Genomic DNA, 20,232 nt, shown 5'->3' on the forward strand with positions numbered 1-20,232 from the left:
AAAGAACAGAATTAAGGAAAAAATAGTATGCCTAAAGAAATCATTATTCCAGCAGGAACATCGAAACCATTAGCACCGTATGTACCGGCAACCAAGGCAGACAATATCGTGTATGTATCCGGTACATTAGCTTTTGATGAAAATAATAATGTGGTGCATGTCGGTGATGCCGCAGCACAGACCCGTCATATTCTGGAAACTATCAAGCGTGTGATTGAGGAAGCAGGCGGCAGTATGGATGACGTGACCTTTAACCATGTCTTTGTCAAAGACTGGGCAGATTATGCTGCGATTAATGCAGTTTATGCAGAGTATTTCCCGGGAGATAAACCGGCACGATATTGCATACAGACTGGCTTAGTAAAACCGGATGCGCTGGTCGAAATCGCCTCGATTGCCCATGTATAAGTCGAACCACCTGATTCAATCTCATCTATATCAGCCCTAAGTCTGTCACTGAAAACTGACTTGGGGTGAGGAGAACAGCATGAATGCCAAACTGTCTAAAATCATCGACGAAGTGGTTGCAGAGAATAATGCATCAAATAAGGTTTTAAAGACTGAAACCGCAGCTGAAGTATTGACCCAGGTCGATCAGCAGATTTTCCGTCAGGGCATGTCCAATCTGGGCGCTGCAGTGAATGTGATTACCACACAAGGCACGGCGGGAATGGCAGGATTTACAGCATCAGCGGTCTGTAGTGTGACTGATACGCCACCGACTTTGCTGGTCTGTCTGAACCGTTCAGCTTCGGTCTATGAGACTTTTAAAAATAATCAGGTGTTGTGTGTGAATACCTTAGCATCACATCAGCAATATCTCTCCAATCTGTTCGGTGGAAAAACGCCGATGGCAGAGCGTTTCAGTCAGGGGAACTGGAAAACGTTGGTGACCCAGTCACCTGTACTTGAGGATGCCTTGGTCAGTTTCGACTGCGAGGTAGTCCAATGTTTATCTGTAGGCAGTCATGACGTGCTGTTCTGTGAAGTGAAAGCCATGTGCCAGCGTCAAGGTAATGCGCTGATGTACTTTAACCGTTCTTACTGTGAGCCACACAGAATGTGCTAAATCAATTCAGTCCTAATCAAGGAGGGGAAGCCCATGCAAGAAAAAGAAACGTGGTTTCCAAAATTTAAGCCTTACCAAGGCAATCTCGATACCACACCCGTGCAAACAGATGAATATCTGCCGGCTGGAAAAAGTATTATTCTCGGATTGCAGCATGTGTTTGCCATGTTTGGGGCAACTGTGCTGGCACCGCTTTTAATGGGGTTTGATCCCAATCTCACGATTTTTATTACCGGGATTGGCACCATTTTATTTTTCCTGATAACTGGCGGCCGGTTGCCGAGTTATCTGGGATCCAGTTTTGCCTTTATTGGCGCCGTCGTCGCTGTTACTGGCTATTCCGGTGTCGGGGCAAATCCCAATATCGGACTGGCACTGGGGGGAACCATTGCCTGCGGTATCGTCTATGCCTTGATTGGCCTGCTGGTGATGAAAACTGGCACCAACTGGATTGAAAAGCTGATGCCACCGGTAGTCACGGGCGTGATCGTGATGATTATCGGCTTGAATCTCGCACCGGTCGCGATCAAAAGTGTATCTGCCAACCAGTTTGATTCCTGGATGGCATTAATCACCATTCTCTGTATCAGTGTGATTGCTGTATTTACCCGTGGAATGGTACGCCGTCTGCTGCTGTTACTCGGCTTATTGTCTTCCTATCTGCTTTATTTTCTTTTCACCAACGTGATGGGCTTCGGACCTGCGATTGATTTCAGTAAAGTCAGCGAAGCGGCATGGTTTGGTCTGCCGACTTTCCAGAGTCCAGTCTTTGAAATGAATGCCATGCTGATGATTGCACCGGTAGCAATTATTCTGGTTGCGGAAAATCTGGGACACTTTAAAGCGGTATCTGCGATGACCGGTAAAAATCTGTCGCCGTATATGGGACGCGGTTTCTTTGCCGATGGGGTTTGTACTTCATTATCTGCTTCTGTCGGTGGTACGGGGATGACCACCTACGCCGAGAATATCGGCGTGATGGCCGTCACCAAAGTTTATGCGACGACCGTGTTTGTCTTTGCCGGTATCTTTGCCATTTTACTGGGTCTTTCACCTAAATTTGGTGCAGTGATCAGTACCATTCCAGTGGCCTTGTTGGGTGGTGCATCGATTGTTGTATTTGGCCTGATTACGGTGGCTGGCGCGAAAATCTGGGTGGATAACCGTGTTGATTTCACCAAGAACAGTACGCTGATTATTGGTGCCGTCTGTCTGATCATGGGAACAGGTAACTATAGCTTGCAGATTGGTGGTTTTGATCTGGGCGGGATTGGGACTGCAACTTTGGCTGCGATTTTATTAAATCTGTTTCTGAACCGTGGTGAAGATAAAGAATTGCCTGAACCCGCATCGACTGCAACAGAAATAGAGGTTAAGCCGGTCGCTTAATACAAGGAGCATTTTTTGAGTCATACAATTGCATTTTTAGGACTCGGGGCAATGGGCTGGCATATGGCCTCCCATTTGCCAAAACTTGGACATCCGGTTTGGGTCTGGAACCGGACTGAACAGAAAGCGCTAGATCATGCTCAATCTTTCGGGACTCTGGCAATAGGTATTGAACAGGCGGTTCAGGCAGATTTTATCTTTTCCTGTTTGCCGACCAGTCAGGATATGGAAGTATTAATTGCAGCTCATCCACCCAAACAGGGTGCAATCTGGATTGACTGTACCAGCGGTGTGCCAGAATCTGCACAAAAACTGGCACAACAATTGGAGCAGCAGGGAAGTTATTATCTGGATGCACCGGTTTCTGGCCAAACCATTGGAGCGGAACGCGGTACTTTAACTGTGATGGTCGGAGGCAATGAACAAGCCTTTGAACAAGTCAAGCCGATCATTGATGCCTTTGCAGGTTTGATTGAATATGTGGGAGAAAGCGGTTCTGGCTTTGCGGTAAAAGCTGTGAATAATACCTTAATGGCGACTCACTTATGGGCATTGGCTGAAGGGCTGACTGTGCTGAAAGGGCAGGGTGTTGATTTAAGCAGTGCACTAAACTGTATTAATCATTCCAGTGGTAAAAGCAACATGTCAGAAAATATCATGGCGCAGCGTGTACTGAGCCGTGAGTTTCATAAAACCTTTGCGCTGGATCTATTGCAGAAAGATATTGGTATTGCTTTAGAACTGGTGCAACAGCAGCAACTGGATTTATCAGTCATGTCATTGGTGCAACAACAGTTCCAGCAGATTGCCAAAGCTCAGGCTAGTCAGCTGGATTTTTCCGCTGCGGTACAAGGGTTGGAACAACGTACACGAATTGAATTAAGGGGTTAAAGACTTTCTTATAAATTGCTATTCATAGAGAACCTATTAATTTTGAATTAAATCCATAACGACAGATTTACTAGCAAAAATATGAAAAGCCGGGAATTTAATAACTCTCGGCTTTCTTATTGATCATTATTTTAAATAGCCTAAGCAATTTTTCAATTTAACTGATATTTGAGCAATTTAAATAAATAGATTTCTTTTATAAATTAGAAAATGATTGTTCATTAATATTTAATGTTCCTTCTCCCTTAGGGATGAGGAGCATGCTCCGCAAGAGGATGAGAAATTTTTTATAAAGAACCTCTCTTATGAGGAGAGGGAATTTCATAAATAATCTTTAATCATTAAGAATTATTTATGAAAGAGCTTTAATACACTTATATTTATTTCTCTCGATTCGCTTCATATTCCTGAATCACTTCAAGTGCAGCACGAAAAGCTTCCTGGGTTGCCGGTGCGCCGCAGTAAGGCAAACTATGCAGCAGCACTTCCTGAATTTCCTCAACCGTTGCGCCATTATTCAGCGCACCTCGCACATGGCCTTTCAGTTCAGTGGGACTTTTTTGCGCGGTCAGGAAGGCAATGGTAATTAAAGAACGATACTTACGCGGTAATACACCTTCACGTTGCCAGGTCGAACCCCAGGCATGTTCATTAATCCAGTCCTGTAATGGCTGGGTAAATGGAACGGTATTTTCCTGGGCGCGTTTGACAAAGCTGGCACCCATCACTTCAGTGCGGACTTTCAGGCCATTTTCATAATCTTGTTGTGACATCATTTACCCTCAATTTTCTTATAGGGCTAGCTTAGTACTTTTAATCTGAAATACCATCGTGCAATAGTCGCAAAAAAGTGGCTGAAAAGCCACTTGTAAAGTTTCCAGAGTAAAGTAATAAAATGACTTCACTCTGGAATTTATGACACCTTAAATTCAAGTTTTATTTAAGGTGATACTGAGTGTGAAGGATCAGTTTGCACTGAAGTATCCGTTCCTTTGGCATCTTCCTTGATGAGGTAAGGATTCTCGAGCTCTAATACCCCATTCAAATTCAGATCAAATACATCGGTCAACATGCTGTCATAACGGCGCGCATTATAGTGCAGCAGTTTTTCTGCTTCCTGATCATTAATAAAGCCTTGTAGCTCTGCATCAGTCACATGCTCTGCAAAGCTTAAACCCTTGAACTGGTCTTTATTCTCTGCCTTTTTAAAGCGATCCCAGAGCTTTTCAATCTCCAGTAGCAGATTGAAAGTAGATTCCATACGGCCAGTGACATCATTTTCATTGGTATTATAGTAGACATGTTTTTTGAGCACTTGGCGGAACGCATTGTCTTCCATCATGCTATTGGCGACCTGCTGTTTCAGTTGATCTGACGGCTTTTTCAATGAACGGCCAAATGGGAAACATATGAATTTAACCATGCCAGATGCAACACCTACTGGGAAATTCGCAAATAAGTCATAAAACGCTTCCTGAGCGGTATATAAAGATTTCTCAATTGCCAATTGTGCATGCAGACGTTCAGCTTCTGTTTTTTTGCTATGCTCAAAGAATTTCAGGATTGCCGTCGCGATAAACAGATGCGCATGAATATCAGCCAAACGGCCAGAAAGCATTTCCTTACGTTTAATATCCCCCGCTAACAGACCTAAACACATATCTGCGGTCAGGGCAAAGTTAGCACTGAGCCGATTAATGATCTTGTAATAAGGTCGGGTAAAGTCAACCGTACTTTGCGGTGCTGCACTTGAACCGCCACTAAAGGCATAGGCAAATGAACGGGCCGTCCGGTTAAAGGTATAACCTAAATGTTTAAATAATAAATTATCGAAGGGATCAAGAGCTGCTTTCGGATCTTCAGCTTGCAGAAGCTGTAATTCTTCATATAAATAAGGATGGCAGCGCATCGAACCTTGACCAAAGATCATTAATGAACGGCTGAGAATATTGGCGCCTTCGACTGTAATCGATACTGGGATGGCCTGATAGTTGAGAGCAAGGAAGTTACGAGGCCCCATTTGAATAGCACGACCACCGACTACATCCATACCATGGTTAACAATTTTACGCATGGTCTCAGTGGCGTAGTATTTGGCTATTGCCGTCATAACTGCTGGTTTACCGCCTTGATTCAAGCCACAAGTTACTAAATAGCGGAATGCTTCCAGCATATAGGCATCACTGGCAATTTCACTATTGGCTTCCTGCACCCCTTCAAATTTACCCACTGAAATTTTAAATTGCTGGCGAATCCGTGAAAATGCACTGACATTCAAATAAGTCATCTCGGCACTAGAGGTAGATAAAGCTGGCAGAGAAATACCACGGCCAACAGCCAGACATTCCATCAACATACGCCAGCCTTTACCTGCATTTTTTACGCCACCGATAATCCAGTCCAGAGGAATAAATACATCCTTACCTTCAACGGTACCATTCATAAACGGTGAGCCAGGATGGTGCCGTGGACCAACGATGACGCCTTGGTGATTGGCAGGTAACAGGGCGCAGGTAATCCCATAGTCAGTTTTATCACCCAATAGATGATCCGGATCATACATTTTAAAGGCCAGACCGACGACAGTGGCAATGGGTGCCAAAGTAATCCAGCGCTTGGAAAAATTCATTCTCAAACCCAAGACTTCCTGACCTTCAAACTGGCCATAGCAGACTACACCGGTATCTGGAATGGCTCCGGCATCTGAGCCCGCTTCCGGACTGGTCAAACCAAAACATGGGATTTCTAGCCCTTTGGCTAAACCTGGTAAATAACGATTTTTCTGCTCTTCGGTGCCGTAATGCAGTAACAGCTCACCAGGTCCAAGTGAGTTAGGTACCATACAGCTGACTGCAGCAGTGAGAGAACGCGAAGAAATCTTGCTCATGACCCGGCTTTGAGCAAAGGAACTAAAGGCACGACCGCCATATTCTTTGGGAATAATCAAACCGAGGAAACCATTATCTTTAATATACTGCCAGATATGTTCAGGCAGCATTTTTTTCTCATGGATTTCCCATTCATTTAACATGCTACATAGCGTTTCAACTTCGTTATCCAGAAATGCCTGCTCCTCGACCGATAATTTTGGATAAGGATAATTATTAAAGGTTTCCCAGTTGGGCGCTCCCATAAAAAGTTCTTTTTCCCACCAGCTGGTACCGGAATCCAGCGCTTCACGTTCTGTCGGGCTAATGCTTGGCATAGCATCCGCTAAAGCCTTATAAGCTGGCCTGGAAATAAAAGACATACGCAGAGGATCAATTAGCACGACCAGACTAATCAGAATTAGGGGAATACCGAGTAATAGCGACCAAGGGCTGATGAATGCACAGACCACTGACATGATCATCAGGGTAATCGCACCAGTGGTACGGGAAAATTGAAAGAAGAAAATCGCCCATAAACTGGCAAGTAGAAGAAGCACGGCAAAAATAAATAGCATTGTTATATTTCTCCAGGGTTATACAACTGTGCCGCTGCCAGTATTAATAATGTGTTTTCTTAACACTTGAGCGATATTTTTGCATCATTTAAGAATCAGGCAAGTTCACAGCTGTTCTTGTGAGAACTATCGTTATTAAATATTTCAACGACATATTAAAGTGTTTTAACTATTTTTGAGATTGTTTGAAAAGTGAGCAGTATTCAAGTGAGAACACGCAAAGAAATGTGAAGATAAGTAATAACTTAAATTAATAAGGACAAGAAAAAAATATTAAACATTAATTTAAATTTAAACTCCTAAGCTATAAAAAAGCCCTCTATTTAAGAGGGCTTGGGTTGAAGCGATTTTTAAGCTTCAATCGTCTGAACAGTGATTTTTTTTGCCGGATCAACTTTACGGCGTACTTCCGGAACCGGTTCACCATAGTATTGACGATCTGCAAAGTAACTTGAACGTACCATCGGTGCTGACCAGATATTCTTAAAGCCAAGCTTACGGCCATGTTCTGCATAACGTTCGAATTCTTCTGGCGTTACAAAGCGGTCAATTGGCGCATGCTGTTTAGAAGGCTGCAAGTACTGACCAATCGTCACATAATCGACCTCATGTGCTTTCAGGTCATCCAGCAGTGCAATAACTTCTTCTTCAGTTTCACCAATGCCGACCATCAAACCACATTTTGTTGGAATATCCGGGCAGTATTCTTTAAACATTTTCAGCAGGTTTAAAGAGTGCTGATAATCAGAACCCGGACGCATCGCTTTATACAGACGTGGCACAGTTTCAATATTGTGGTTAAACACGTCTGGTGGACATTCAGTCATGATACGTAGCGCAATATCCATACGACCGCGGAAGTCAGGAACCAGGATTTCTAATAAAGTTTTTGGACTCAGTTCACGTGCTTCTTTAATACAATCGACAAAATGCTGTGCACCGCCATCCAGTAAATCATCACGGTCTACCGAAGTGATTACCGCATATTTCAAACCTAAGTTAGCAATCGTTTCTGCCATATGGCGCGGTTCATCTGGATCTAGTGCATTTGGACGGCCATGTGCCACATCACAGAACGGACAGCGACGGGTACAGATATCACCCATAATCATAAAGGTTGCTGTACCACCGCCAAAACATTCAGGCAGGTTAGGACAGGCGGCTTCTTCACATACGGTATGTAATTTTTGCTGACGAAGTGTAGTTTTAATACGTTGTACTTCTTCAGGTGCGGCCATTTTGACGCGAATCCAGTCCGGCTTCCGTGGTGTTTCAACCGTAGGTACAACTTTTACAGGAATACGGGCGACCTTTTCCGCGCCGCGAAGTTTGACACCCTGTTCAGGTTTACGGTTTTCAGACATATTCAACTTTTCCACTGTTTTTGAAGGGAGGAGATAATCAAAGATAGCGCTTTTATTATAACGGACTTAGCTACAAATGGGGCAAAAAGGACTATTCATTTAAAAAATGTTCTCATCACACAATATATGTCAGTTAAATACACCAAAATGACATGATTTACGTCATAATATGGCAAACAGATATTGCAGATGAATTTAATTTATAAAGGAGCGTTGAATGCCACGTAAGAAAGAGGTCGTTAGTGGGACTTTCGTTAAGTACGATGCGGTAGTTCTAGGTTCAGGCCCTGCGGGCGAAGGCGCGGCAATGAAACTTGCCAAATCGGGTAAGCGCGTTGCAATCGTTGATATGCGTGAACAACTTGGTGGTAACTGTACGCATGTTGGTACGATTCCAAGTAAAGCATTGCGTCAAACGGTATCAAGCATCATCCGTTATCAACGTGATCCAATGTTCCAGAAAGTCGGTGAATGGAAACAGTTCACTATGAAGCAAGTGCTTCGTAATGCGCATAAAGTGATTCAACAGCAGGTTGAAACACATTCACGTTTTTACGACCGTAATAAAATTGATATCTTCCATGGCCGTGCCTATGTTCAGGATGAAAATACCATTTTTGTATTTACTCCAGATGGCATTAAGGAAACGATTCAGTTTAAACAATTAGTAATTGCGACAGGTTCTCGTCCTTATCGTCCGGAAATCCTAGACTTTAATCACCCACGTGTATTTGATTCAGACAAAATTCTGGATCTGGATTATTCAATCCAAAAAATCATTATTTATGGTGCAGGTGTGATTGGTTGTGAGTACGCATCGATCTTTATTGGTCTGGGCCATAAAGTTGACCTGATCAATACGCAACCGAAGCTACTGAGCTATCTGGATGATGAAATTTCCGATGCCTTGTCTTATCACTTGCGTGAGCAGGGCGTGTTAATCCGTCACAATGAGCAGATTGATTACCTTGAAACATCTGATGATTATGTGGTTCTACATACACAAAGTGGCAAGAAAATTAAAGCAGATGCCATCCTTTGGTGTAATGGTCGTTCAGGGAATACTGATGGTTTAGGTCTGGAAAATGTTGGCTTGAAACCGAACAGCCGTGGTCAATTGACTGTAAATGATCAATATCAAACCGAAGTCGAAAATATCTACGCTGCGGGTGATGTGATTGGCTGGCCATCTCTTGCTTCTGCTGCCTATGACCAAGGTCGTTGTGCAGGTGCAAACATGAGTGGAGAGAAAGATGTTGCACCAGTGACAGATATTCCGACAGGTATTTATACCATTCCAGAAATTTCTTCAATTGGTAAAACTGAACAGCAGTTGACTGAAGAAAAAATTCCGTATGAAGTTGGCCAAGCTTCATTCCGTCATCTGGCACGTGCCCAGATTACCGGTGATACGGTAGGTGAATTGAAGATCCTGTTCCATCGTGAAACATTAGAAGTTTTAGGCGTTCATTGTTTTGGTAACAATGCTTCTGAAATTATCCACATTGGTCAGGCGGTAATGAACAGCCCGAACAATACCATCAAGTATTTCGTGGAAACCACGTTTAACTACCCAACCATGGCGGAAGCATATCGTGTAGCGACACTGAATGGTATGAACCGTTTATTCTAATTTGATTAATTCAAGTTAGATCAAAAACCCGTAAGTATTTGCTTGCGGGTTTTTTTATTGGAATGGTTTGAGCATACAACTATTAACCTATGCCATTTGAAATGAAGAACAGGATTATCAAATTAATTTTTTAAGCCGCCATTTTTCGGCATTCTTCAGCACAACGACGGCATGCTTCGGCACACTGCAGGCAATGATCGTCTTGATGTTGACCACATTCTTCTGCACAGTAGTCACACGCTTTGGCGCAGAGTTCACACATCTCATGCATGAAAGGAGACTGTTTCTGTTCCATACGGGCGCAAAGCTGGCAAATATCTGCACAATCCAGACAGCGTTGAATACATTCCCGCATCATCTCCAGATCTTCTTCTTTAAGACAGGCGCTAGCACAGTTGGCACATGCGAGTGAACAGCTCATACAGGCCCGAACACAATCTGAAAATTGAAGCTCATTCATGGTCTTTTCCTCTATTTATATGCTGAATCCTGATTTTCTAATACGCTAAGCAGAAAAAGGAAAATACACCAGACAGATTAAGTGAGAAAAAGTAAACAGCTGCTTGGTTTTGTTAAAGATCGATTAGATCAAACCTAATATTCAGAGTTAACTTTTTGCTTGAAAATAAAAGATTTTTGATGCGGTTACAGTCTTAATGGTAGACAATCTATATGCAGAGTCATTCTTATCAAAGGTTTAGGCTACCTTTCTCGTTATTCTCATTTTTTATTAAAATGGACGGAAATCCGCCAGGCTATAGCGTTTCAAGAAAGGGTAATGATCAGTTGGAAAGAGTGCCGGGAAGATGGAATGACCTGATTGTCTCGGAATACAATTCTAACTAATACTTTGCTCGTGATCACTGGGATAAATTTGTTATTACGAGGCCTCAACTTTATTTATGATAATCAAAACATATGAAAAAACTTAAACCCAGACAGCGCAAAATTATTATGAATTCTAAAATTTTGAAATAATAAAGAAATATAGTAAGTGTTGGGTTTTACTACTTTTAGTTTTTGTGCTGAAACATAGTGAAATTTATTGATGCTATTTCAGCAGTTTAATGCGCGCAGAAAGCCTGATTAAAATATTCAAACAGTTCAGGGGTTTGCAGCCATAGTGCAATCGAGAATGTGAGTAAAAGCAGGATTGCCACAGCAATCGAGATTTTGAGTTTCAGCAGAGACTCAGTCATGCACAATTTGCTCCTCATTAACCCAGAAATGTACCAGTACGCCAAATATACTTAATACAATTGATAGCATCCATACGGCATTGTAATTGCCTGCTATATCATGGTTAACACCACCGAGCCATCCACCAAAAAATGAGCCAACCTGATGGGTGAAAAATACAATACCACTCAGCATGGTCAGATACTTAACCCCGAACATATTGGCGACAATACCATTGGTCAGTGGTACGGTAGACAACCATAATAAACCCATGATGACACCAAAGGCATAAACTGTCCATGTGCTGAGTGGCAGCAGTAAAAATGCAATAATAGCAATGCCGCGTAGGCCATATAAACCCATCAATAAGTGTGGTTTAGAGTATTTCCCACCGAGCCAGCCGGCCGTATAGGTGCCGACCACATTAAACAAACCGACCAGTGCCAGGAAAATCGTTCCAGTAGTGGCATTAAACCCGTGATCAATCAGATAGCCAGGCAGATGAATTCCGATAAAGACTACTTGGAACCCGCAGACAAAGAAGCCCAGTGCCAAGAACCAGAAAGGTTTATGATTTTTAACCACCACTAGAATCTGTTTAAAACTGAGTGATGCTTTATTGGGTGTAGGGATGGCATTAGCAGCAACATACATCGGTGCTTTCAGCATCCAGGCGAGGGGTACAATCAGTGCGATTAAAATGGCACTGACCACCAGCGCAGCTGACCAGCCGACATTTTGCAATAGCAACAGGGTCGAGGGCAGCATGATAAACTGACCAAAAGATCCGGCTGCACTGGCAATGCCCATGGCCAGACTGCGTTTTTCTGGTGGTGCTGCACGTCCGACTGCAGATAATAAGACCGGAAATGACGTAGCTGACAGGGCTAGTCCCAGAATTAAGCCAACGCTAAGATTGAGTAGCAGTCCGGTCGAACTGAATGCCATCAAGAGTAGGCCAATGGCATATAAAGCACCGCCGATCGCCACGACAATTTTGCTGCCATATTTATCGGCAAATGCCCCGGTAATCGGTTGTACTGCACCCCAGATCAGGTTTTGCATGGCTATGGCCAAACTAAATACATTATGTCCCCAGCCAAATTCCTCACTCATCGGCACCAGATAAAGGCCAAATGCATGACGGACACCTAAAGACAATGCCAGAATCACTGCTGAACCAATGAGCATATAAATAAGTGGCTTGGAAAACTGGCTGCTGGTCATAAAGAATCTGTACTATGAGTATCGCAACCTATGTTAGTCGATTCGACTTGTCGTCGCGATAGAATAATAATTACTTAAAAGATAAATTTTTTTTATAGATTCGATGTTTATAGAGATAGACAGGTCCAGATTAGAATCTAGATATTGCGTAAAGTCTTAGCTGATTTGGTAAATTCCGAACTTAAAAAAGCAGAGCTTAGCTCTGCTTTTAAAATTGAACTGTCTTAGAATCGTATACCAATACCTGCATACGCTAGGATCGGATTAATTTCTACATCGGCTTTAGAATTGATTAACGTTTGCCCGGTATTTTCATTAATTACAGTAATTTTGGATTCGTTTTGCAAATGGGCATAAGACACTGAGCCAACTGCAAACCATTTCTCATTGAAATCATAAGTAAAGCCGGCAGTCACCACAGGAGCAAAAGCATCGGTGGCTTCGAGATCCACTTTCATTCTGCCATTACTGTCCTTCATTTCCAGGGAAGCACCAGCATTTTGATTAATAATATTCTGGATCATATGACCTGCAGCAACCAGATCAGCTTCAATACCTTTATCCATTTCAAGTTCATTGAAATAGGCATACATTAATCCTACTCCTACATAGGGGCGAAATTTATTTACTCCTGTCTTACCAAAATGATATTGGAATTCAAAAGCAGGCGTCCATGCACGAGCTTCGGCAGCTTTGCTAGACTGCGCCAGGTCTGTAATTCTAATGTCATTGGCAAGATTTAAATTGCCTGCAATCCCACCCAAAGGCGTTGCCACAGCAGCAAATGGGGCATAAATTGTACCTTTACCTTTGATATCTACTTTGGGGGGAATACCAGCCTTCATTTCAAATGAAACATTATCAGTGAAGAAATAATTGGTCATGATGCCAAGCGTAGTGACATCATCTGCTTCAAGACCTGTTCCCGGGTTATCCCATTCTGAAAGACCATATACATAAGAATCTCCAGAAAGGCCACTAGATACCTGACCCCCAAATGCACCAATGAGTCTAACTAATCCTTCAACAACACGATTTGGTCTACGGTCGGGATCAAGGTTATCTATGACGGTTTGTGCTTGAATATCTCCAACTTTGGATTGATAACCTTCATTAATTGCAGTATTTACACGAACGGGCTGTGCTTTACCTTGTGGCATGACATGTAAAGCCCCTACTGAGACTGAAAAACGCTTAAAGCCATCACCTTCTTGCAAGCTGAAATAAGGAGAGTCTGCATGAGCCAGAATAGGCATTAATGCCATTGATCCAATGAATGTCCCTAAAATCTTTTTCATTTGAACTCCTTGTTCAATTTATTCATCTTTGTTTTTGTTATTGTTAATAAACTAAACTTGGTTCAATTAATCTGTATAAAAAACGAGAGTGCTAAGTGGGTGAAAAGTTAATAAATAATGATTTTTATTTCAATGTGTTAATTTATTTTAGTAATTATGTAATTTATTAAATTAAAGATAAAGAGCAGAGTTTAACTCTGCTCTTTGGGTATCTAATGAAATCTATATAATTAGAATCGCATACCAATACCTGCATAGGCCAAGATCGGGTTTACCTCAATATCTGCCTTGGATTCAATTAGTTTGCCGAAGTTATTATCTGTAACTGTGATCGTAGTTTCATTGTTTAAGTGAGCATAAGAGATTGAACCTACCGCAAACCATTTATCATTGAAGTCATAAGTAAAACCTGCAGTGACGACTGGAGCAAAAGCATCTGTTGCTTCAACTTTAACTTTTGGATTAGCGTTTTCATTTGGTGATCCATCTAATGATGCTCCAGCTTTATTATCCAAAATATTAGCAATCATATGACCCGCAGCAATCAGGTCTCTTTCTGTCTGTGGATTAATTTCAAGTTCATTAAAATAAGCATACATGAGGCCTACGCCAATATAAGGACGGAACTTGTTTACGCCAGTTTTACCAAAGTGATACTGGAATTCAAAAGCTGGTGTCCATGCTCGGGCAGAAGCTGCAGGACCATGTGCCTCTAAATCTGTAATAAAAATATCATTGTCTAACTCAATAGAACCGACGATTGGCGACGCAATTGCACTAAATGGAGCGTATATTTTCCCCTTTCCTTGTAAGTCTACTTTAGGTGGAATCCCAGCTTTCATTTCAAAAGAAATATTATCAGTAAAGAAATAATTGGTCATGATGCCTAATGTGGTGACATCATCTGCCTCTAACCCAGTTCCCGGATTATTCCAGTTTTCTAAACCATAAATATTTGCTGTACCACTCATGAACGCGGGCAATGTACTATTTGGATTCACACCATTAATTAAATCAATTAGCCAATTAGCCAAACCTGATGAGTTTTCTGCACGGTTATCAATAACTGCTTGGGACGAGATTTCTCCAACATCAGATTGAATACCTTCATAAGCAGCTGTACTTACTTTAAACGGCTGTGCTTTGCCTTGCGGCATGACATGTAAAGCCCCCACTGAGACTGAAAAACGCTTAAAGCCCTCGGCTTCCATACTGAAATATTTTGAATAGTCGGCCGCCTGAGTGGTGGAAGTAATTCCAATAAGTCCGGTAGCCATACATATAAAAGTTGATTTTTTCATCTTAAAGTTCACTCCATGAAGTTTAAATGACGGATTGTTATAAGTTCAATTTAGATAATTATAGAGTATTTACTCTACTCTAAAATTGCTTAAATTAAGATAAATGAAATACTTGAGACGTTGTTTTTTTAATCAAAAAATGGTAGCAACATTAAATGAAACATCGTTTGATAACACAATAAAAAGACTTGTTTTTACATCTCGCTCTTTTTTTTTGTACAATAGACTGAGTTATTATTGAGTCAAGCTGATGAGCTCCCCAAATACTCCCAAGAAAAAGCCTTTAGTTAATTTGCCGTTTCCATTGAAGCAAGCTGATCAAGGTGCAACAGATGAGATCTTAGAGGATCTTCGTCCCAAGCCACAACGTTATGCTGATCGAACCTGGATGCCACCACGTGGCACCCGTCGTTCAATGGGAAAACGATAAGTTTTCTAATAAAAAAGCCATGGTTTAACCATGGCTTTTTTATTTATTGCTATTTAAATCATTCCACTTACTGAGAAGCTGGCATTCTGCGGTCATTATTCTGATAATGGCTTCTTTTCTGATGATACATATCTTGATCGGCACGTTTTAGCATGTCTTCAAGACGCTCATCTGCATAGCTGGTTGCATGTCCGATCGATAGGCTGATTGGCTGATGTGAGTAAAACTGGTTATCAACCTCTAAAAGTTCATGCAAACTGTTCAGGCAATTTTGCAAAGCAGTTTGATCCGCACCAGGTAAAAGGACTACAAATTCATCTCCACCAATTCGAGAGGCAGAATAGGGCGTATGTTGAATAAGTTGATTCAGGATATTACCCACGCGACGTAACTGGTTGTCTCCAGCATCGTGTCCAAGGCAGTCATTTAATTCTTTGAGTCCATTGAGATCCATAAAAATACAGGATACTGGACGTAGTAAATTACGCTCCAGACGGTTTAGTTCCTGCATGTAAAATGAACGGTTACATAGTTGGGTCAAGACATCATGTCTGCCTAAATATTCCAGATAATGTTCAGCTTTTTTACGTGCGGTAATATCTGTCAGGGCAATTTGAACAATACTCCAGTCATGGAGATAATCAGGAAATACGGTAAATTGAAGCAGGACATGACGGATACTCCCATCCAGTGCATAGTTTACGGCTTCACGCTGATGATGCAGATTACCATTCCAAAGCTCAATAAGTTGTTCTTTAAAGGTCTGTACCATTTCTTTAGCAAAGACTTTATGTACATTCTTTAATAGAGCATCTTTGGTTGAGGCGCCGAACAGATCGAGAGTGGCCTGATTGACATCAATGATTCTAATCTCTCTAATGCATTCATAAATAAAATCATGATGTACATCCAGAAAAGTCTGAAAATCTTCAATTCCTAAATCACGTAAATGATCTAGTTTAATTTTAATATGGCTAAAATCCTCGATCCATAATGAAGCCGGTGAATAAATAAAACGAGCTTCAGCCAGATGGCGATTTTGTTCTTCTAAACGACGAGCTTGTGTATAAGCAGTGATGTCTTCAGTAGTAATCAAGAGTAGGGAGAGATCATGCTCATGTTGTGGCAGGACAATTCCTTTCAGCTGAATATCCAGACGCTGACCAGTCAAGGTATAGTTTACTGCTAAATGGGAAAATTGGGTGTCTCCATTCCATAGAGCGACGAGTTCCTGGATGTGGGATTTGCTCATATCCTCTTTGAACACAAGATCCAAATTTTGACTTAGATGGTTAAAGTCATCTGCCTGATAAAGCTCTAGTGTTTTAGGATTGACCTTAAGCAGTTTAATTTTTTTCGCACATTTTAAAATACGTGATTCGTCTTCTTGCAAAAAAGTGAGTAAATCCTGCACCCCTTGAGCACGCCAGAGATCAAATTGTTTTTTTACTTCACTAAAATCTTCAAGCCACATGGCAATAGGAGATAATTCAAAAATTGGAGAATCCAGCATGTTCATTCAAGCAGCTCAATTTTATTATTTAATTTAATGAGGCAAGTATAAGACCAAAAAAATGATTTTAGAATAATGTGATAATTAAATATTTATCTTGAAATTGAATGCTATTTTTATTAGATCACCTTTTATATTTCACAATAAAAAAGCCAATTCAGGAATTGGCTTTGATTGATACTAAGTCTGAAATTAGAGAAGGCTTCTACGTGCTTTATTTTCAGGCTTTGGTGGCGCAATTTCACGCTTACCATGCCAGACATCTGAAAAATCCTGTTCATTAATATTATACAGTTCAAGCAGTGCCAGAATCACACCACCAAAGACCATAGGACCTTCAGAATTGTTCTGGAAATCGAAAACCTTGCCATTCAAATTATGCAAAATGTCCTGAATCTCAAAAACACGATCACGGCCATTACTATCTGTTGGATACATCTGGGTATTCAGTAAAATTTTAGCCAGGCTTTTTTCACTATCGGTCACTGCAAGCACTTCGATCAGTTCATCGGTGGGGTCAGCAAAAATGATAGAGTCACGGAAAATGGTTTTAAGGAATTTTTCATTCAATTTCGGAAGCGGTTTTTCTACAAACGGGCGAAAAGATTGCGGGAAAATCACATTATGTGAAATCCCCTTAAACATAGGCGCAATTTCTTCTACTTTATAACCTGCAATGCCGCAGCCGACCGAGGTCAGGAAATACTTATTTTTCGGATGATTCTTGGTATAAATTTTAAAGTCATCGATATAATGCTGAATCTGTGACAACGGCATTTGTTGCAAATGCTCATTCATTGTAGGAATAGCATAGCTTTGACCAGACCAGCCACGACCAACCCCTTCTACAGCACCAAAGTGCTCAAGCGCTGTTCTTGCGGCACCGCCTGCATGCAGCCCTGCCATATTGCTGCCAAATACAAATACAGTATTTTCTGGCAAGGATTTGACGATACTTTCATCATGGTATTGGTAAGTCATGGCTTTTGATTCGATATCCTTATTGGTTTCATGTTGCCTTTGAAATCGCTAGGGGTCAAGGCAAATTGTGTCTATAAGAAAGCAAAAGTCTCAAGAGAAATTAGAACTTTATGTAACTGAATTTTGGCTATCTTCATAGAGATGTTTAAAGTGCCACTTGTTTGAGTTCTTAAAGATTATTATCTAATTTTTAAATAAATATTCTTGAAATTTAATAAAATATTCAAGGCGGATAAGATGAGATGGAACTGTTTTGTAATCATTCTATTAAGTTACTTATAGACTTCAATTTTTACCAAATAGACACCTGTTTAGGCATTGAGTAATTCAGATTTAACCCCATAATTAGAGCAACAAAATATTGCCAGTGAATTGCCGCAAATTATGTCTGATAAAACCCCTTTCGATTTAGTGACCAGCTATCAACCTGCTGGCGATCAGCCACAAGCCATTGAAAAACTGGTTCAGGGAATTGAACGGGGCTATAAGAATCAGCTATTGCTAGGCGTGACAGGGTCCGGTAAGACCTACACTATGGCCAATGTAATTGCGCGGACGCAACGCCCGACCATTGTCATGGCACATAACAAAACCTTGGCAGCACAGCTCTATGGCGAATTTAAGGCATTCTTCCCGAATAATGCGGTGGAATATTTCGTTAGTTACTATGATTATTATCAGCCTGAAGCCTATGTGCCATCTTCCGATACTTTTATCGAGAAAGATTCAGCAATTAATGATCATATTGACCAGATGCGGTTATCCGCAACACGTGCTTTATTAGAACGCCGTGATGCCATTATTGTTGCTTCAGTTTCTGCAATCTACGGTTTGGGTGATCCGAATGCCTACATGAGCATGTTGCTGCATGTGGTGGAAGGGGATCGTATTGGTCGGGATGACATTATTCGCCGTCTGGTCGAGATGCAATATACTCGTAATGAACTGGAGTTTCTGCGTGGTACCTATCGTATTCGCGGTGAAATTATTGATATTTTCCCTGCGGAATCGGACCAGAATGCAATCCGTATCGAGCTGTTTGATGATGAGGTAGATTCGATCCGCTGGTTTGATCCATTGACTGGCAAAATGATCCGCAAAGTACCGCGTGTGACAATTTATCCAAAAAGCCATTATGTCACACCAAAGGATAATCTGACCCGTGCCATTGAGACCATCCGGGAAGAGCTGAAAGAGCGCCTGGTGTTTTTCCGTGAAAATGACAAGTTATTGGAAGCGCAACGTATTGAACAGCGTACCCGTTATGATCTGGAAATGATGCAGCAACTGGGCTATACCAATGGCATCGAAAACTATTCACGTCATTTATCTGGCCGTCCCTCAGGTGAAGCACCGCCAACACTGTTTGATTATGTACCTGATGATGCCTTGCTGATTATTGATGAATCACATGTAACAGTTCCACAGATTGGTGCGATGTATAAGGGTGACCGTTCACGTAAGGAAAATCTGGTGAATTATGGTTTCCGTTTGCCGAGCGCACTGGATAACCGTCCAATGAAATTTGAGGAATGGGAACGTATTATTCCAACCACGGTTTATGTCAGTGCAACGCCAGCACGATATGAACTGGAAAAGTCAGAACAGATTGTAGAGCAGGTGGTGCGTCCCACAGGATTGGTCGATCCTGAAATTGAAATCCGTCCAGTGCTGACCCAAGTCGATGATGTATTGTCCGAAATTAATATCCGCAAAGATCTGAATGAACGTGTACTGGTGACGACATTAACCAAACGTATGGCAGAAGACCTGACTTCATATTTGAAAGAATATGGCGTAAAGGTAGCCTACTTGCATTCAGATATCGATACTGTAGAGCGGGTAAAAATTATTCATGAATTGCGTACCGGTATTTACGATGTGCTAGTCGGGATTAACTTGCTGCGTGAAGGTCTGGATATGCCAGAAGTGTCCTTGGTTGCGATTCTGGATGCAGATAAAGAAGGTTTCCTACGTTCCGAACGTTCGCTGATTCAGACCATTGGTCGTGCTGCGCGTAACTTGAAAGGTAAAGCAATTCTTTATGCGGACCGGATCACGGACTCCATGCAAAAAGCAATTGATGAAACGGATCGTCGTCGTACCAAACAGATTCAGTTTAATGAAGAGCATGGCATTGTCCCACGCAGTGCCGTACGTCAGGTGATCAAGGAAATCGATAATGGTGAGGTGCTCGATGATGATCAGATTGATGAACGTATTTCAAATCAGGCTAAAGCTTTAAGTGCTGATGAGCGGCATCTGCTGGCAGATCCGAAACTGTTTGCAAAGCATATGACTAAGCTTGAAAAAGAGATGCTGAAAGCTTCTAAAGAACTGCAGTTTGAACAGGCAGCGCGTTTGCGTGATGAAATTCTGCGCTTGAAGGCTCAGATGCTGAGTTAAGCATCTGATCTGCCTATGATTAGTTGTGCAAAACTAATCATAAATCTTACATATCGATACACAATCATTCACACGATGACGTTATTGTTGTTACAGATAAAATTTT

Annotated in this window: 17 protein-coding genes; 7 read left to right on the forward strand and 10 right to left on the reverse strand. The window is 41.6% G+C overall.

Features of this window, described 5'->3' with window-relative positions:
- The first annotated feature begins 27 nt into the window (after positions 1-27).
- From rutC to F955_RS09710, 4 genes are all read left to right on the forward strand, one after another.
- Positions 28-408, forward strand: coding sequence for a pyrimidine utilization protein C (gene rutC, locus F955_RS09695; RefSeq protein WP_004893949.1), 381 nt, complete (start codon positions 28-30; stop codon positions 406-408).
- A 112-nt stretch (positions 409-520) separates the two neighbouring features.
- Positions 521-1,069, forward strand: a complete 549-nt coding sequence (gene rutF / locus F955_RS09700; protein ID WP_373853498.1) for an NADH-dependent FMN reductase RutF — start codon at positions 521-523, stop codon at positions 1,067-1,069.
- Between the two features lie 33 nt (positions 1,070-1,102).
- Entirely contained in the window at positions 1,103-2,458 is a 1,356-nt protein-coding gene (gene rutG, locus F955_RS09705; protein WP_004893952.1) for a pyrimidine utilization transport protein G, read from the forward strand.
- A 51-nt stretch (positions 2,459-2,509) separates the two neighbouring features.
- Positions 2,510-3,349: an NAD(P)-dependent oxidoreductase gene (locus tag F955_RS09710; protein ID WP_004893953.1), complete on the forward strand. Its 840-nt coding sequence runs from the start codon at positions 2,510-2,512 to the stop codon at positions 3,347-3,349.
- 380 nt (positions 3,350-3,729) lie between these two features.
- Here F955_RS09710 and F955_RS09715 read toward each other — a convergent pair whose 3' ends face one another.
- The 3 genes from F955_RS09715 to lipA form a co-directional block, all read right to left on the reverse strand.
- Entirely contained in the window at positions 3,730-4,122 is a 393-nt protein-coding gene (locus F955_RS09715) for a carboxymuconolactone decarboxylase family protein (protein WP_004893955.1), read from the reverse strand.
- Positions 4,123-4,289: 167 nt separating this feature from the next.
- Positions 4,290-6,794: an acyl-CoA dehydrogenase gene (locus tag F955_RS09720; RefSeq protein WP_004893958.1), complete on the reverse strand. Its 2,505-nt coding sequence runs from the start codon at positions 6,792-6,794 to the stop codon at positions 4,290-4,292.
- A gap of 350 nt (positions 6,795-7,144) precedes the next feature.
- Entirely contained in the window at positions 7,145-8,158 is a 1,014-nt protein-coding gene (gene lipA / locus F955_RS09725) for a lipoyl synthase (RefSeq protein ID WP_004893961.1), read from the reverse strand.
- Between the two features lie 217 nt (positions 8,159-8,375).
- Between lipA and sthA the strand changes: the two genes are divergently transcribed.
- Positions 8,376-9,791 carry a Si-specific NAD(P)(+) transhydrogenase gene (gene sthA, locus F955_RS09730; protein ID WP_004810544.1) on the forward strand — a complete coding sequence of 472 codons (1,416 nt, stop codon included), beginning with the start codon at positions 8,376-8,378 and terminating at the stop codon, positions 9,789-9,791.
- 130 nt (positions 9,792-9,921) lie between these two features.
- Here sthA and F955_RS09735 read toward each other — a convergent pair whose 3' ends face one another.
- From F955_RS09735 to F955_RS09755, 5 genes are all read right to left on the reverse strand, one after another.
- Positions 9,922-10,251 carry a four-helix bundle copper-binding protein gene (locus tag F955_RS09735; RefSeq protein ID WP_004893963.1) on the reverse strand — a complete coding sequence of 110 codons (330 nt, stop codon included), beginning with the start codon at positions 10,249-10,251 and terminating at the stop codon, positions 9,922-9,924.
- A 604-nt stretch (positions 10,252-10,855) separates the two neighbouring features.
- The gene (locus F955_RS16985; protein WP_004893967.1) at positions 10,856-10,990 is read right to left on the reverse strand and encodes a hypothetical protein; all 135 of its coding nucleotides are present in this window, start codon (positions 10,988-10,990) and stop codon (positions 10,856-10,858) included.
- Positions 10,983-12,197, reverse strand: a complete 1,215-nt coding sequence (locus tag F955_RS09745) for an MFS transporter (RefSeq protein ID WP_004893970.1) — start codon at positions 12,195-12,197, stop codon at positions 10,983-10,985. Before F955_RS09745 ends, F955_RS16985 begins: the two co-directional genes overlap by 8 nt.
- A gap of 224 nt (positions 12,198-12,421) precedes the next feature.
- On the reverse strand, positions 12,422-13,495 hold the full coding sequence (locus F955_RS09750) for an OmpW/AlkL family protein (RefSeq protein WP_004893973.1): 1,074 nt from the start codon (positions 13,493-13,495) through the stop codon (positions 12,422-12,424).
- Between the two features lie 230 nt (positions 13,496-13,725).
- Positions 13,726-14,796 carry an OmpW/AlkL family protein gene (locus F955_RS09755; protein WP_004893975.1) on the reverse strand — a complete coding sequence of 357 codons (1,071 nt, stop codon included), beginning with the start codon at positions 14,794-14,796 and terminating at the stop codon, positions 13,726-13,728.
- A 250-nt stretch (positions 14,797-15,046) separates the two neighbouring features.
- Between F955_RS09755 and F955_RS09760 the strand changes: the two genes are divergently transcribed.
- The gene (locus tag F955_RS09760; RefSeq protein WP_004810533.1) at positions 15,047-15,226 is read left to right on the forward strand and encodes a hypothetical protein; all 180 of its coding nucleotides are present in this window, start codon (positions 15,047-15,049) and stop codon (positions 15,224-15,226) included.
- A 67-nt stretch (positions 15,227-15,293) separates the two neighbouring features.
- On the opposite strand, the gene F955_RS09765 is transcribed toward F955_RS09760, so the two are convergent.
- Positions 15,294-16,745: a sensor domain-containing diguanylate cyclase gene (locus F955_RS09765; RefSeq protein ID WP_004893979.1), complete on the reverse strand. Its 1,452-nt coding sequence runs from the start codon at positions 16,743-16,745 to the stop codon at positions 15,294-15,296.
- 186 nt (positions 16,746-16,931) lie between these two features.
- Positions 16,932-17,720, reverse strand: coding sequence for an A1S_2505 family phage non-structural protein (locus F955_RS09770; RefSeq protein WP_004893982.1), 789 nt, complete (start codon positions 17,718-17,720; stop codon positions 16,932-16,934).
- A gap of 384 nt (positions 17,721-18,104) precedes the next feature.
- On the opposite strand from F955_RS09770, the gene uvrB reads away from it, so the two are divergent.
- Positions 18,105-20,126: an excinuclease ABC subunit UvrB gene (gene uvrB / locus F955_RS09775; RefSeq protein WP_004893985.1), complete on the forward strand. Its 2,022-nt coding sequence runs from the start codon at positions 18,105-18,107 to the stop codon at positions 20,124-20,126.
- The last annotated feature ends 106 nt before the right edge of the window (positions 20,127-20,232 follow it).

The sequence above is a fragment of the Acinetobacter schindleri CIP 107287 genome (assembly GCF_000368625.1).
Classification (GTDB): Bacteria; Pseudomonadota; Gammaproteobacteria; order Pseudomonadales; family Moraxellaceae; genus Acinetobacter; species Acinetobacter schindleri.